The organism is Streptomyces sp. NPDC048291 (genome assembly GCF_043201715.1).
GTDB lineage: Bacteria > Actinomycetota > Actinomycetes > Streptomycetales > Streptomycetaceae > Streptomyces.
Genome location: NZ_JBICZC010000006.1, coordinates 354127 through 369200, shown reverse-complemented (window position 1 = coordinate 369200; position 15074 = coordinate 354127). Strand labels below are relative to the sequence as shown.

Annotated in this window: 10 protein-coding genes; 4 read left to right on the top strand and 6 right to left on the bottom strand. The window is 70.7% G+C overall.

Going from position 1 to position 15074, the window contains the following annotated elements; translation table 11 throughout:
• The first annotated feature begins 100 nt into the window (after window positions 1-100).
• Complete coding sequence (locus tag ACGF5O_RS18435) at window positions 101-1591, top strand: polysaccharide pyruvyl transferase family protein (RefSeq protein ID WP_393810902.1); 1491 nt, start codon at window positions 101-103, stop codon at window positions 1589-1591.
• Between the two features lie 55 nt (window positions 1592-1646).
• On the opposite strand, the gene ACGF5O_RS18430 is transcribed toward ACGF5O_RS18435, so the two are convergent.
• Complete coding sequence (locus ACGF5O_RS18430; RefSeq protein WP_393810901.1) at window positions 1647-2996, bottom strand: polysaccharide lyase family 1 protein; 1350 nt, start codon at window positions 2994-2996, stop codon at window positions 1647-1649.
• Between the two features lie 235 nt (window positions 2997-3231).
• Here ACGF5O_RS18430 and ACGF5O_RS18425 point away from each other — a divergent pair, with 235 nt between their 5' ends.
• Window positions 3232-3708: a hypothetical protein gene (locus ACGF5O_RS18425; RefSeq protein WP_393810900.1), complete on the top strand. Its 477-nt coding sequence runs from the start codon at window positions 3232-3234 to the stop codon at window positions 3706-3708.
• A gap of 81 nt (window positions 3709-3789) precedes the next feature.
• Complete coding sequence (locus ACGF5O_RS18420; protein ID WP_393810899.1) at window positions 3790-6309, top strand: FG-GAP-like repeat-containing protein; 2520 nt, start codon at window positions 3790-3792, stop codon at window positions 6307-6309.
• A 64-nt stretch (window positions 6310-6373) separates the two neighbouring features.
• On the opposite strand, the gene ACGF5O_RS18415 is transcribed toward ACGF5O_RS18420, so the two are convergent.
• From ACGF5O_RS18415 to aspS, 3 genes are all read right to left on the bottom strand, one after another.
• On the bottom strand, window positions 6374-7333 hold the full coding sequence (locus ACGF5O_RS18415) for a dioxygenase (protein ID WP_393810898.1): 960 nt from the start codon (window positions 7331-7333) through the stop codon (window positions 6374-6376).
• A gap of 180 nt (window positions 7334-7513) precedes the next feature.
• Window positions 7514-8458: a dioxygenase gene (locus tag ACGF5O_RS18410; RefSeq protein WP_393810897.1), complete on the bottom strand. Its 945-nt coding sequence runs from the start codon at window positions 8456-8458 to the stop codon at window positions 7514-7516.
• A gap of 140 nt (window positions 8459-8598) precedes the next feature.
• On the bottom strand, window positions 8599-10362 hold the full coding sequence (gene aspS / locus ACGF5O_RS18405; RefSeq protein WP_362580487.1) for an aspartate--tRNA ligase: 1764 nt from the start codon (window positions 10360-10362) through the stop codon (window positions 8599-8601).
• Window positions 10363-10530: 168 nt separating this feature from the next.
• Here aspS and ACGF5O_RS18400 point away from each other — a divergent pair, with 168 nt between their 5' ends.
• A complete protein-coding gene (locus tag ACGF5O_RS18400; protein ID WP_393810896.1) occupies window positions 10531-12642 on the top strand; it encodes a SpoIIE family protein phosphatase in 2112 nt (703 codons plus the stop codon).
• A 31-nt stretch (window positions 12643-12673) separates the two neighbouring features.
• On the opposite strand, the gene ACGF5O_RS18395 is transcribed toward ACGF5O_RS18400, so the two are convergent.
• Both ACGF5O_RS18395 and ACGF5O_RS18390 read right to left on the bottom strand, forming a co-directional pair.
• Window positions 12674-13705, bottom strand: coding sequence for an AI-2E family transporter (locus ACGF5O_RS18395; protein WP_393810895.1), 1032 nt, complete (start codon window positions 13703-13705; stop codon window positions 12674-12676).
• A 333-nt stretch (window positions 13706-14038) separates the two neighbouring features.
• Window positions 14039-15016: a pirin family protein gene (locus ACGF5O_RS18390; RefSeq protein ID WP_393810894.1), complete on the bottom strand. Its 978-nt coding sequence runs from the start codon at window positions 15014-15016 to the stop codon at window positions 14039-14041.
• Window positions 15017-15074 lie beyond the last annotated feature (58 nt).

Here is a 15074-nt window from a genome sequence, read left to right as displayed (position 1 = left end):
CCGGCCCTTCGGCGTACGTGAGCCATATCGCAGGTAAGAGACCGACCAGTCTCTTACTTCTTCTTCACTCTGCATTTACCTCCGGGATAAGGTGCCGTTCGTGAAACGCATCCTGATCCGCTCCGGCAAGAGCCCGTTCCGCGTCGCCACTCCGGCGGAGTTCATCCACCAGGACCTGATCGGGACCAACACCGGGAACCTGATCTTCAGCGACTCGGCGCACAAGATGCTGACCACCCCGGACACCGAGGTGACGTCCAACGGCATCCGCACCGACCCCTCGGCCCGCCGCGCCGCGGAGATCAACGAGCGGTACGACGTGTTCGTCGTACCGCTCGCCAACGCCTTCCGCCCGACCTTCCGCGCCTCCCTCGACCGGCTCTCGACGCTGATCGAGCAGCTCACCATCCCGGTCGTGGTGTTCGGCGTCGGCGCCCAGGCCCCCGCGGACTACGACACCGAGTGGCTGAACCCGATGGCCGACTCGGTCCGCCGCTTCGCCCGAGCGGTCCTGGACCGCTCCGCCTCCATCGGCGTACGCGGCGAGCTGACCTCGGACTACCTCAAGAGCCTCGGCTTCCACGACGTCGACATCATCGGCTGCCCGTCGATGTTCCTGTACGGCGACACCTTCCCGGAGATCCGGGCCACGGAGCTGACCGCCGCCTCCCGCATCGCCCTGAACCTCTCCCCGGACGCGATACCCGTCGGCGACATAGCGGGCATCGCCCGGCACGCCTGGGAGCGCTACCCCCACCTCACCTACTACGCGCAGAACTCCGTCGACGCGGAGCTGCTGCTGTGGGGCGACACCTCCCCGGAGTCCGGCCACACCGACCCCTTCCCGCTCCAGCTCAGCCACGCCCTGCTCCAGGAGAACAAGGTCCGCATGCCGCTGGACCCGGCCACCTGGATCGACGAGCTGCGCGGCTACGACTTCGCGTACGGCACCCGGATCCACGGCAATGTCGCCGCCCTGCTGGCCGGCACCCCGAGCGTCGTCCTCACCCACGACTCGCGCACCCTCGAACTGTGCCGCTACTTCGACATCCCGCACCGCCCGATCACCGAGCTGGACGCCGGCACCGACCCGCGTGACCTGTACGAGGACGCCGACTTCTCCGCGATGGTCAAGGGACACGGTGAGCGCTTCGAGCGCATCATCGCCTTCCTCGACCGCAACGACCTGGAGAACACCTACACCCACGGCGACGGCGGCGCCGCCTTCGACGCCCGGCTGGCCGGCCTCGACCTGCCCCCGTCGATGCCGGTCTGGGACGGCGGCGACGACGGCCAGCTGCGCTACCGGTTCAGCCGGCTCCGCGAGCGGATCACCGCGGCGGACGCCAAGGCCGACCGGCACGCCAAGGAGAACAGGGAACTGCGCACCCGGCTGACCACCGCCGAGAAGCGCGCCACCGAGACCACCCGCCAGCTCGAAGCACTCCGCAAGGAGCTGAAGGCCGCCGCCAAGCAGCTGTCCGCGATGGACCGCCGCGTCACCGGCATCGACAAACGCCTCCTGGTCCGCCTCGGCCCGGCCCTACGCCGCCGCGTCCGCCGCTCCCAGCCCAAGTCCCCCCAGACCTGACCCCCCGGCCCGTCAGCTCACCGGCCCCAGCACCAGCACCGCCGCGAACAAGTTCTCAGCTCGCGGTCAGCACACCCGCCCCCGCCGACTTCGCCAGCTCCGCCGGCAGGTTCTTCGCGCTGGACTCCAGGCCCGCCGTCAGGGTCGGGGTCCAGTTCACGGTCGTCTTGATCTTCTTGGAGTTCGCGGCGTTGTAGGCGGCGACGAGGTCGGTGGTCGTGCCGTTGACGAGGTTGCCGCTGCCGGCGACCGAGCCGGTGCCGTCGCCGCTGAGGAGCTTGGAGACCTTGATGGAGCCGGGCACGGTCCAGTAGTTGTTCTGGGCCACGACCTGGGCCTTGGCGCGGGAGTTGATGCTGTACTGGAGCGCGTAGCCGTTCAGGGGCGTCACGTCGTAGACGTTGTTGTAGAGGTGGACCTGGCCGACGCGGGTGAGCGGGGCGCGCTGGACGATGCCCTTCCAGACGTTGTGGTGCAGGGTGACGCGCAGCTTGCCGCTCGGCTCGCTGTCGCTGCTGCCGATCAGCATCGTCTTGTCGTGGCTGGTGAACCGGTTCTGCTCGACGGTGACCAGGTCCGAGCTCTTGGTGATGTCGAGTTCGCCGTCGTGCACCTGGTACTCACGGCCGTAGTACTTCGGGTTGAGGCTGTCGAAGTGGCCGGCGTCGCTGAACGTGTTGTGGTCGGCCCAGACGTGCGTGGCCCCGCGCAGGGTGACCGCGTCGTACTCGGAGTTCCAGTTGCCGCTGTCGCCGTCGGTCGGGTCCCACTGCGGGAAGCAGTCCTCGGTGTCGGCGAACGTCAGGTTGCGGACGATGACGTTGTCGACCTTCTGGATCTGGAGCATGCCGCCGGTGATCCCGGCCTTGGTGCCGGGGACGCCGACGATCGTGGTGTTGGCGGGGACCTTGAAGACGATGTTCGCCGCCTGCTTCTTCTGCGCGGCGGCCCGGGCGGTCTCCTGCGTACCGGAGGGCAGCTTGGAACGGCCGTACGTCGACGGGTCGAACGCCTTCAGGTACGAGGTGAGCGAGTAGCCCGTGCCCGCCGCGTAGTCCGCGCACGTCAGCTTCTTGCCGCTGTCGTCGGTGTTGGCGTCGATGGTGCCCTTGACCTTGATGATGCGCGCGGTGGTGTCGCTCGCCGACCCCAGCGCCTTCACCAGCTGGGCGCGGGTGGACACCGTGAAGGTGTGCGCGGAGTCGGCCTTCGCACCACCGGTCGTGCCCGTACCCGAGGACGCCCAGCCGTCCTTCGCGGCGAGCGTCTGGTGATACAGGTCGGCACCGGACGCGTTCGCGCTCAGCACGAGCGCCCCGGCCCCGACCCCGGCCGCCACCACGGCGGCGGAGACGACGAGAGTACGACGCTTGCGAAGGGACCGACGGTGAGAGACAGAGGCCACGGGGGAGTCCTTACGTTCTTCCGGGTGTTGGGGGCGAGCCCGCGTGAACGGGCTTCCGACTCCTCTGTGGTTGTGGAGATCCAAAAGGTTGCCGTGAATTTTTCCGCCGTACGGTGCCCGTATCGCGGGCGGGCGGCGAAAGTTGACCCGGGCAGCCGTTCCCTGCCGGAGAGACCGGTGGCACCCGGCCGCCCCCGATTCCTCCATGCCCACGACACATCCGTATGGTTTCGCCATGGCACCCCCTGAGCTCATCCCGATCGCCTACGAGCCCCACGGCCGTACCGAGGCCATCGGTCACTACACCGGCGGCCAGTTCCTGGCGTCGGTCACCTACGCGTTCCCCGAGGGGTTCCGGCTCGACGAGGGCTGGGAGGAGCAGAAACGGCTCTACGCGGTGCTCCATCTCTTCGACGCCGAGGGCCGCTACCGCGACTCCCAGATCTGGTGCGCGGGCAGCTGGGCCGAGCAGCAACTCGATCCGGAGGGCGCCGGTTCGGTGCTGGCCCGGGCCCGCGCGCACCTGGCGGGCATGCTGCGCAGCCTGCCCCGGCGCACGTACACGGACATAGCCATCCGCCCGTTCCAGCTCACCGTGGACGGCGTGTTCTTCGGTCTGGTGGCGAAGGAGGACGAGGACGGGGGATGGGCCGAGCTCTACCCCGACCACCTGGGCTTCGGCGAGCCCTGGGACGGCCGGTACGACACCTGACCAGCGTGTCCACGTCCAACTGCTGCTAATGTCCGCTCACTTGTGCGAGGGCAGGGGACCCTCGCAGGGAGGGACACTCACGTGGGCAGATACGCCCTGCCGCGCCGCCGGCTGGCGGTCGCGATCTCTTCGGTGGCACTGGCGATGGCGGGTGGCGCCGTGCTTCCTACGACGGCCGTGGCGGCCCCGGTCGTGCCATGGACCTCGGCCACGGCTCTCACCGGCACCGATGTCTCCACCTCGGTGATGGATCTCGTCACCACCCCGGACGGGTCCGCCGTCGCGATCTGGGACCAGTTCGCGGCCGCGGGATCCGCCGAACGCAAGGTGTACGCCGCCGTCAGGCCGGCCGGCAGCGACACCTGGGGCACCCCGGCGCTGCTCGCCACCACCCCGGACGAAGCGGGCAAAGCCAAGCTGCACGCCTCCGCCGACGGCACGGTCACCGCGCTGTGGCGGGAGTACCCCGACGAGACCGCGCCGGGGTCCGGGCCCTTCGACACCCGGGTCGTCAGCTCCGTGCTCGCGGCCGACCACTCCGGTTGGTCCGCGCCCGTCGATGTCGTCGGCACCGACGCCTCCTGGGGCGACGGCGGCCTCGACCTCGCCGAGGCCCCCGACGGCACGCTCACCGCCGTATGGAGCTCCAGGTCGCCGGGTTCCAGCGCCCCGTGGGAGGTGTACGGGGCCACCCGGGGGACCGACGGCACCTGGTCGGCTCCCGCGCGGCTCAGCGACACGGTCGCGGACGGTGCCGACGGGGCGACCTCGCCGAGCGTCGCGGTCACCTCCGACGGCACCACGGTGGTCGTCTACAAGCAGACCGACGGCCCGTCGGCCTCGGTACGGACCGTCTCCCGCGCGGCCGGTGCCGCCGGCTGGACCGCCCCGGCCGCCGCGAGCCCCACCTACCAGTCCGTCAGCGCCCCCGAGGTCGGCGCCGCCGACGACGGCACCGCGACGGTCGCCTTCAAGGCCACCGACGAGTCCGAGGACCAGACCATCCGCACCGCCACCCGCGGCGGCGACGGCACCTGGTCGGCGCCCGACGCGGTGACCCCCACCGAGAACCTGGCCGGGACCCCCGAACCGCTCATCGCCCCGGACGGCGACGTCACCCTGGTCTGGGTCGACTACACCACGACGTTCAGCACCCGCACCGCCACCCGTGACGCCGCCACCGGCGCCTGGTCGGCCGTGCGGACGCTCTCCACGTCGTACGTGCCCGAGGCCTGGGACGCCGTCATCGCCGACGACGGCACCGTGCACGCCCTGTGGCCGCAGGACGTCGGCAGCAAGCGGAACCTGGTGGAGTCCGTGGGCAGCGACGGCGCGTGGAGCGCCCCGACGGCGCTGCCGGGCTCGTCGGCCGCCTACGTCCTCGGCCGGGTCAGCGTCGGCGAGGACGGCAGCGCCACCGCCGTCTGGTCCGGCGCCCCGAACGGCAGCGCCAACGCCCAGCTGTGGGGCAGCCGCACCGCCTGGCCCGCGCTCGCCGTGAGCGGGTCGAGTGTGCCGGCGACCGCCGCCCTCAAGGGCACCACCGCCGCGAGCAAGGTCTGGGCGCCCACCTGGACGCTCAGCCGCCCCACCTCGTCCTGGACGGTGGCGCTCACGGACGCGGCCGGGAAGACCGTCCGGACGCTCACCGGCTCGACCGACGGCCTGACCGTCGCGCCGAGCTGGAACGGTCGTACGGCGTCCGGGGCTTATGCCCTCAACGGTCCCCTGAACTGGACGCTGAGCGCCGCCCAAGAGGGTGCGGCGACGGCCGTGAAGCTGGCCTCCGGCAAGGTCACGGTGACCGGCGGCGCGGCCGTCGCCCGGGACTTCGGCGGTGCGGCGGCGACCCCGGACGGGGCAGGCGACCTGCTCGCGCTCAGCTCCTCGGGCGGGCTGACGTACCAGCTGGGCACCCGCACCGGCACGTTCTCCGGCAAGGTCACCGGCTCCGGCTGGGCCACGTCCACCAGGTTCGTGCCCTTCGGCGACCTCAGCGGCGACCGCTGCAACGACGTCGTCGTGCGAACCGGCGGCGGGGCCCTGCGCCTGTACAAGCCGGCCTGCGGCAAGGCGCTCACGCCGTCGACCTCGTACACGACCCTCGGCAGCAGCGGCTGGACCCAGTACGACGTCCTCACCTCGCCGGGTGACGTCACCAAGGACGGGCGGCCCGACCTGCTCGCCCGCAACGCCTCCACCGGCGCGGTCTACCTCTACAAGGGCACCAGTACCGGCAAGCTCTCCGCGCGCGTGAAGCTGTACGACGACTGGAAGACGTACAAGAAGATCGTCGGTGTCGGCGACCTCGACGGGGACGGCGTCGGCGACCTGCTCGCCCAGGACAAGTCCAACAACCTGTACCGCTACAGCGGCACCGGCAAGGGCACCTTCAAGGCGCGGGTGAAGCTGTCCGGCGCCTGGGGCGGGTCGTACAACGTCGTGGTGGGGGTGGGTGACATCACCGGGGACGGAAAGGCCGACCTGGTCGCCCGCGACACCTCCGGAAACGTGTACCGCTGCAGCGGGACCGGCAAGGGGTCGTTCGGGGTGCGGGTGAAGATCGCCTCCGGGTGGGGCTCGTACAAGTCCCTGTCCTGACCGGCGCGGGGGGGACGGCCGGTGCGACGGGTGTCGTACCGGCCGTCCCCCCGGATCGGCTGGATCAGCTTGCCGAGGCCGACGGTGATGCCGAGGCGGACGGGGCCGGGCCGCCGCCGTCCTCGCCGTCGTTGGTGGCGTCGGAGTCCACGGTCATGGTGATCGAGCCCAGTACGCCCTTGGCGATGTCGTCCTTGCGGTAGCGGAGCTTGAGCAGACCGCCTGCGGTGCCGGACTGGTCGTAGATCGTGTCCTCGGTGAGCGTGGTCCGCTCGGTGGTGTTGGTGACGTACGGGTCGAGGGTCGTCGTCGCGATGACGGACTCCTCGTCGAAGAAGAACTGGCCGGTGTGGCAGGTGTGCCCGCCCTCGTACCCGGCGTCCGTCCACTCCCCGTCGACGTGCACCTTGACGTGGACGTGCACGCAGCGGCCCCGGTACCAGCCCGGGAAGACGGTCTTGAAGGTGACATGGCCGTGCCGGTCGGTGCGCCAGGTGCCGCGCAGGTAGCGCTTGTCGTCGGTGGGGTCCTGGTGGCCGCCGCCACCGCCGGGCGGGGGTCCGGTCGGGGCGTCCGTGGGCGTACCGGTCGGGGAGCCGGTCGGCGCGGGGCCGCCGCCTCCGCCGCCTCCGCTGGACGCCTCGTAGCCCGAGTAGTAGCCGATCGCGTCGCAGTGCCAGATGTCCACCGCCGCGTTGCGCACCGGGCGGCAGGTCTCGGTGTCGATCACCCGCAGGGCGAGGGTCAGCGGGATGCCCGTCCGGTCCTCGGTGATGTCCTGGCGGATCTTGTCCGCGTCGATGTAGTAGGGGCCCTCGGTGGTCTCCGAGGTCAGCTGGTAGCAGTCCGCCGGCGGTTCCGGCCGGGGCCCGTGCCCCGGGCCCTTTCTCTCCCCGGCGACGGCGTTCACGGCGAACGCCCCGCCCAGACCCACCGCCGCGACCGTGCCCGCGCCCACGACGACGACCTTGCGCCGGGTCGGGTCGCCCGGACGCCGCTCATCGAGCTGTTCGTTGTCTGTCATGCGGCTGGAAGCTAGGTAGGAAAGCTGGGAGCGAGCTGAGAAAGCGGTGCTCTTTTTCCAGCACGGGGAATTAAGGCCGGAAACCACCGCCCGACCCGTCGGACAAGTCTCCGAAAAACATTGGAAAAGGCGCCGTAACCGAGTACGACGCCTTTTCCGGGTGCAGGGTGTGTACGTGTGTCAGCTGGACGTGGCCGACGCCGAGGCGCTCGGCTGGACCGAGTCGTCCGTGCCGTCGTGCGTCGCGTCGGGCTCGACGCCGACCGTGAGGGACGCGCGGACGCCCTTCGCGATGTCCTTCTTGTGGTACTCCAGCTTGAGGAGACCGCCCTGGGTGCCGGACTGGTCGTAGATCGTGTCCTCGGTGAGCGTGGTCCGCTCGGTGGTGCTGGTGGAGTACGGCGTGACGGCGGCCGAGGCGATGACCGCCTCCTCCGCGAAGAAGAACTGGCCGGTGTGGCAGGTGTGCCCGCCCTCGTAACCGGCGTCGGTCCACTTGCCGTCGACGTGCACCTTGACGTGGACGTGCACGCAGCGGCCCCGGTACCAGCCCGGGAAGATGGTCTTGAAGCTCACCCGGCCGTGCTGGTCGGTCTTCCAGGTGCCGCGCAGGTAGCGGGTGTCGCTGGTGGGGTCCTCGTGCTGGCCGCCACCGCCGGTGCCACCGGAGGGCGCGCCGGACGGGGGCTCACCCGTGGGGGTGCCGGAGGGGGCGTCCGAGGGGGCCGAGCCGCCGCCGGTGGACAGGCTCTCGTAGCCCGAGTAGATGCCGAGGGCGTCGCAGTGCCAGATGTCGACGGCCGCGTTGCGCACCGGCTTGCAGGTCTCGGAGTCGATCACCCGCAGGCTCAGGGTGAGCGGGATGCCCTCCTTGTCCTCGGTGATGTCCCGGCGGATCTTGTCCGCGTCGATGTAGTAGGGACCCTCGGTGGTCTCCGAGGTCAGCTTGTAGCAGGTCTCCGCCGCGCTGCTGGACGCGGTGGCGGTCGTCGTCGTCTCGTCCGCGAAGGCGCTGGCGGCGAGGGTGCCGCCGACGCCCGCGACCGCCACGGCCGCGCCGCCCGCCACGACCACCTTGCGCCGCGTGAGATCCCGTTTGTGTGCCGGCTTCTGTGTTCCCGTCATGACCGGGACGCTAGGTAAGAACACTGTCCGGGCGATGGGAATGACCTGTGGCAGACCAAGAAATCTGAAGACACCCGCGGGCACAAAAAGAAGAGGGCCGGAAATCTACGGCGATTTCCGGCCCTGCTTCAGAATCCGGCTTACTTCGGCTGCGGCTTCCGGATGGAAAGGTGCAGCTCGCGCAGGCGGGTCTCGTCCAGCTCGGTCGGGGCGCCCATCATCAGGTCCTGGGCGTTGCCGTTGAGCGGGAAGGCGATCGTCTCGCGGATGTTCGGCTCGTCGGCGAGGAGCATGACGATGCGGTCCACGCCCGGGGCGATGCCGCCGTGCGGCGGGGCGCCGAAGCGGAAGGCTCGGAGCATGCCGGCGAACTCGCGCTCGACGGTCTCCTCGTCGTAGCCCGCGATGCCGAAGGCCTTGAGCATGATGTCGGGCTCGTGGTTCCGGATGGCGCCGGAGGACAGCTCGACACCGTTGCAGACGATGTCGTACTGCCAGGCGAGGATGTCCAGCGGGTCCTGGGTCTCCAGGGCCGCCATGCCGCCCTGGGGCATCGAGAACGGGTTGTGCGAGAAGTCGATCTTCCCGGTCTCCTCGTCCTTCTCGAACATCGGGAAGTCGACGATCCAGCAGAACCGGAAGACGTTCTCCTCGAAGTGCCCGGCACGCTTGGCGGCCTCGACCCGCACCGCGCCCATGATCTTGGAGACCTCGTCGAACTCGCCCGCGCCGAAGAAGACGGCGTGCCCGGCGGCCAGCTGGAGCCGCTTGGTGAGCTCGGCGACGTTGTCCTCGGTGAGGAACTTGGCGATCGGGCCGGTCAGCGAGCCGTCCTCGCCGACGCGGACCCAGGCCAGGCCCTTGGCGCCCTGCGAGACCGCGTAGTCGCCGAGCTGGTCGAAGAACTTGCGGGGCTGGTCCTGGACCGCCGGGACCGGCAGCGCGCGGACGTGCTTGCCGGCGAAGGCCTTGAACTCCGAGCCCTCGAAGATGTCGGTGATGTCGACGAGCTCCAGCTGGGCGCGGAGGTCCGGCTTGTCGGAGCCGTACTTCAGCATCGCCTCGCGGAACGGGATCCGCGGGAACGGGGACGTCACGTGCCGGCCGTTGCCGAACTCCTCGAAGAGCTCGGTCATCAGCTGCTCGATCGGGCGGAAGACGTCCTCCTGCTCGACGAAGCTCATCTCGACGTCGAGCTGGTAGAACTCGCCGGGCGAGCGGTCGGCGCGGGCGTCCTCGTCGCGGAAGCAGGGCGCGATCTGGAAGTAGCGGTCGAAGCCGGAGATCATCAGCAGCTGCTTGAACTGCTGCGGGGCCTGCGGCAGGGCGTAGAACTTGCCCGCGTTCAGACGGGAGGGGACCACGAAGTCACGGGCGCCCTCGGGGGAGGTCGCGGTGAGGATCGGGGTGGCCATCTCGTTGAAGCCGAGGGCGACCATCTTGTGGCGGATGGCGGAGATCACGGCCGTGCGCAGCATGATGTTGCGGTGCATGCGCTCGCGGCGCAGGTCCAGGAAGCGGTACTCCAGGCGCCGCTCCTCGTTGACCCCGTCCTCGGTGTTGATCGTGAACGGCAGCGGGGCCGCCGCGCCGAGCAGCTCGACCTCGCCCACCTCGACCTCGACCTCGCCGGTGGGCAGGTCGGCGTTGATGTTCTCGGTTCCACGTGAAACAACGCGGCCGTCGACGCGGACCGTGGACTCCTTGGAGAGCTTGTCCAAGGCCTCGTACGCCGGGGTGCCGGGGCGGGCGACGAGCTGCGTGATGCCGTAGTGGTCGCGCAGATCGATGAAGAGGATGCCGCCCAGGTCGCGCCGATTGTGCAGCCAGCCGCTCAGCCGGACGTCGGTGCCGACGTCAGAGGCGCGGAGCTGGCCGCAGGTGTGGGACCTGTACCGATGCATCGTCGGGTTTTCCTCTTCTTCGTGGTCTGCCGAGGTGCTCTCCTCGACCGGGACGGGCTACGGGGCCCGGACCCGTCAAGGGTACCGGGCAGGCAAAGATCGGCTCCCCACCATTTATCCCACCGGAAACAGTGGCAGTCTTCGATCTCATCTTCTTAAAGTGGGGCAATGCGAACTGGCGAGCCCCTGCCCGCCGTGGAGGACGTCCTCGCCGCCCTCGCGACCGGGCTGTGGCACTGGGACACCGCCACCGGGCTGGTCACCGCGGACGCGGAGGCGGCCCGGCTGATCGGGCTGCCGGCCGAACCGTCCGTCCTGTCGGAGGCCCTGGTCCGGTCCCGTTTCCACCCCGTGGACTGGAACGAGAACACCAGCATCACCCGGCTGGCCGCGGTCGAGGGCACCCTCGGCGAGGTCCGGCTGCGGGTCATGGACGAGCGGGGCCGGCTGATCCGGACCGTGCGCAGCCGTTTCCGGCCGGTGTACGACTCCGAGGAGCGCGTGTACCGGGTGACCGGCACCATCCAGGAGGTCTCCGAGCCGTCCCCCGGCACCGCCGTGCAGCATCCGGTGACCGGTGACTGGCGGCGCTCCCGGGAGGCGTTCCTGCTGGACGCGGGCCGGGCGCTGGCCGAGGCGCGGTCCACCGAGGAGGTCCTGCGGGTCGCCGCGGGCCTGTCGATGCCGGGGTTCTCCCCGGACGGGCTGGTCGTCTTCGGGGTCAAGGGCGACCGGCTGATGATGATCGGCCACCACGGCCAGGACATCGACGAGGACAGCCCCTTCACCAGCATGCCGCTGGACACCGACTACCCGGCGGCCGAGGTGGCACGGACCGGCCGGGCGGTCTACCTCTCCTCCGCCGACCAGTACAGGTCCCGCTACCCGGTGAGCTGGCCGCTCGCCGAGCGCTTCGGCCGGCAGTCCTGGGCGTTCCTGCCGCTGACGGTGGCCGGGCGGACGATGGGCGCCTGGATGGCGGGCTTCACCTACGAGGTGTCGTTCACCCCCGACGAGCGGTCCGTGCTCACCACGGTGGCCCGGATGCTGGCGCAGGCCCTGTCCCGGGCCGGGATCGCCGACTCGGAGCGGGAGCTGACGGACGGCCTGCAGCGCTCCATGCTGCCGACGCTGGGCCCCGACATACCCGGCATGGAGACGGCCGCCCGCTACATCCCGACCGGCGGCGGGCTCCAGGTGGGCGGCGACTGGTACGACATGATCCCGCTGCCGTCCGGCCGGCACGCCCTGGTCATCGGCGACGTCCAGGGCCATGACGTACGGGCCGCGGGGCTGATGGGCCAGCTGCGGATCGCGCTGCGCGCCTACGCCTCCGAGGGCCACCGCCCGGACGCGGTGCTCTCCCGGGCCTCCCGTTTCCTGCACGGGATCACCTACGCCGAGGACGACGCCGACCTGCGCTTCGCGACCTGCCTGTACGTCGAGGCGGATCCGGCGACCGGGGTGCTGGAGATCGCCCGTGCGGGCCATCTGGACCCGACGATCCGGATGGCCGACGGCACGGTGCTGCGGCGGCCGACGGCGGGCGGGCTGCCGCTCGGCATCGACCCGGACGCCGACTACCCGACGACGCGGTTCGCCCTCGAACCCGGCGAGACCATGATGATCTGCACCGACGGCCTGATCGAGACCGGCGGCCACGACATCGAGAGCGGCTGGCAGCGGATCCGGACGATCATGGAGGAGCACGGCGACGGCAACCTGGAGAAGCTGGCCGACGGGCTGGTCCAGGCCGTGCACGGGCCCTCCTCGCACCACACCACCGGGCCGCTGGCCGACCGCCGCGAGGACGACATAGCGGTGCTGCTGCTGTCCCGGCCGGGCGGCGGCCGGGGCGACGAGCTGCCGGCCGTACGGCCGCGGATCCGGCGCACCCTGCTGTCGGTGGCGCAGGACGAGCCCGAGCGGGTCGCCGAGGCCCGCCAGCACGTGCGCGAGCTGCTGCACGACTGGGGCTCGCCCGACCAGGTCGACTCGGCGGTGCTGCTGGTCTCCGAGATGCTCACGAACGTCCTCGTCCACACCGACGCGGACGCGCTGCTGCTCGCCGAGGTCTCCGGCCAGGCCCCCGAACGGCGGCTGCGGGTCGAGGTCACCGACGCCGGCGACGACCTCCCGCACAAGCGCCGCCCCGGCGAGCTGGCCTCCTCCGGCCGCGGCCTGGTCCTGACCGAGATCCTGGCGGACGCCTGGGGCGTCGACCCGCGCGGGCAGGGCAAGAGCATCTGGTTCGAGCTGTACGAGGCCGACAAGCCGTAGCGGGGGCTGCTGCCCGAACCGGCCGCCGGTGTCAGCCGGTGGTGTACCGGGCGCGCAGTTCGTGTACGACCCCGAAGGCGGCCGCGGTGAGCGGTACCGCCAGCAGCATGCCCAGGATCCCGGCGACGGAGGCGCCGGCCGTGATGGTCAGCATCACCACCGCCGGATGCATCTGCACGGTCCGGCTCTGGATCACGGGCTGCAGCACGTGCCCCTCCAGCACCTGCACGGCGAGTACGACGCCCAGCGCCCACAGCGCGATGACGAAGCCGCGGTCGGCGAGGGCGACCAGGACGGCGACGGCGCCGGAGATGAAGGCGCCGAGGTAGGGGATGTAGGCGCCGACGAGGACGAGCGCGCCGAGCCCGACGGCCCCCGGTACGCGCAGGACCAGCAGGCCGACGGTGATGCAGACGGCGTCGATGAACGCGATCACGGTGGTGCCGCGCATGAAGCCCTCGATGCCCTCGAAGGCCCTGCGGGCCATGGCCTCGACCATGTCGGCGCTGGAGCCGGGCGCGACGGCCCGGAGGGTGGAGACGACCCGGTCTCCGTCGCGCAGGAAGAAGAAGACGAGCAGCAGCGCGAGGACGGCCATGGCGATGCCCTCGCCGACCACGCTGACTCCGCTGATGACGTTGGAGGCGGCGGTGCCGCCGAACTTGGCGAGCAGCTCCTTGGCGCTGCCGGCCAGGTCGCCGACCGAGGTGCCGGCGGCCCCGAAGTGCTCGGCGAGGGACTTCGCGGCGTGTTTGAGGGAGGCGACGATCTCGTCGCCGGTGTCGACGAGGGCCGCGACGACGATGTAGACGGCACCGCCGGCGACGGCGACGACCGCGACGCAGGTGAGGCCGGCGGCGAGGGAGCGGTGCACGCCGACCCGTACGAGCCGTCGGTACAGCGGGCCGAGCAGGGCGGTGCCGAGCAGGGCGAGCAGGACCGGGGTCACCGCGGTGCGGAACTCGGAGCAGAGCCGGATGCCGACGTAGCCGACCCCGGAGGCCAGCAGCAGCACGGCACACCATGCCGCGAAGCGGCGTACGGGCTCGGGCAACAGCTGCACGAGTCCTAGCGGACCATGCGAGGCCGACGGATGCCCCGCTGTACACCTCCTCCCGGGTGAACGCACCTCCAGCCCCCGCACCAGGGGGCTCCGCCCCCTGGACCCCCGAAACCATCGCCCACCCACCACCCGAATCGGTCAGTAAAAAGGCGAGGCCGAAGGGAGATACCCGACTCGGTCGGTGAAAGAGCGGGGGCGAAGGCAGGAGGGCGACTCGGGCGGTGAAGAAGCGCAAGTGACAAGCAGGTAGGTGACACGGTTGGCGAAGAGGTGTCGGCGAAAGCAGAAGGCCTGGCGCCTAGGGGCATCAGGCCTTCTGGGAGGGGCTGTCGGTTAGGCCTGCGGGCCGGTCTCCGTCATGCCGTGGACGGCCGGGACCGTGCCCAGGCGGCCCTTCTGGAAGTCCTCGAAGGCCTGCATGAGCTCGTCCTTGGTGTTCATGACGAACGGGCCGTAGTGGGCCATGGGCTCACGGATCGGCTGCCCGCCGAGCAGCACGACCTCCAGGTCCGGCGTGTTCGAGTCCTGCTTCTCGTCCGCGCGGACGGTGAGCGAGGAGCCCGCGCCGAAGACGGCCGTCTGGCCCAGGTGGATCGGACGGCGCTCCGCGCCCACCGAACCCTTGCCGGCCAGCACGTACGCCAGGCCGTTGAAGTCCTCGCGCCAGGGCAGCGTGACCTCGGCGCCCGGGGCGACGGTCGCGTGGATCATCGTGATCGGGGTGTGGGTGATGCCGGGGCCGGCGTGACCGTCCAGCTCGCCCGCGATGACACGCAGCAGCGCACCGCCGTCGGGGGTCGTCAGCAACTGCACCTGGCCGCCGCGGATGTCCTGGTACCTCGGCGCCATCATCTTGTCCTTGGCGGGCAGGTTCACCCACAGCTGGAGGCCGTGGAAGAGACCGCCGGACATGACGAGGGACTCCGGCGGAGCCTCGATGTGGAGGAGGCCGGAGCCGGCCGTCATCCACTGGGTGTCGCCGTTGGTGATGGTGCCGCCGCCGCCCTGGCTGTCCTGGTGGTCGAAGATGCCGTCGATGATGTAGGTGACGGTCTCGAAGCCGCGGTGCGGGTGCCAGGGGGTGCCCTTGGGCTCGCCCGGCGCGTACTCCACCTCACCCATCTGGTCCATCATGATGAACGGGTCGAGGTGGCGGTAGTTGATCCCCGCGAACGCCCGGCGCACCGGGAAACCCTCGCCCTCGAAACCGCTCGGCGCGGTCGTGACGGCGAGCACGGGACGGGCCACGGCGTCGGCCGGTGCGGCCACCCGAGGCAGGGTGAGCGGGTTCTCGACAGTCACTGCAGGCATGTTGGCTCCTCCTTGTGCGCCCAGTTTAGTTGAGCGTTGAACTTTCTGCTACCCCTAA

Coding starts and splice junctions, on each gene's coding strand:
- ACGF5O_RS18425 (WP_393810900.1), top strand. CDS start 3,232: ATGGCACCCCCTGAGCTCATCCCGATCGCCTACGAGCCCCACGGCCGT.
- ACGF5O_RS18415 (WP_393810898.1), bottom strand. CDS start 7,333: ATGACAGACAACGAACAGCTCGATGAGCGGCGTCCGGGCGACCCGACC.
- ACGF5O_RS18410 (WP_393810897.1), bottom strand. CDS start 8,458: ATGACGGGAACACAGAAGCCGGCACACAAACGGGATCTCACGCGGCGC.
- aspS (WP_362580487.1), bottom strand. CDS start 10,362: ATGCATCGGTACAGGTCCCACACCTGCGGCCAGCTCCGCGCCTCTGAC.
- ACGF5O_RS18400 (WP_393810896.1), top strand. CDS start 10,531: ATGCGAACTGGCGAGCCCCTGCCCGCCGTGGAGGACGTCCTCGCCGCC.
- ACGF5O_RS18390 (WP_393810894.1), bottom strand. CDS start 15,016: ATGCCTGCAGTGACTGTCGAGAACCCGCTCACCCTGCCTCGGGTGGCC.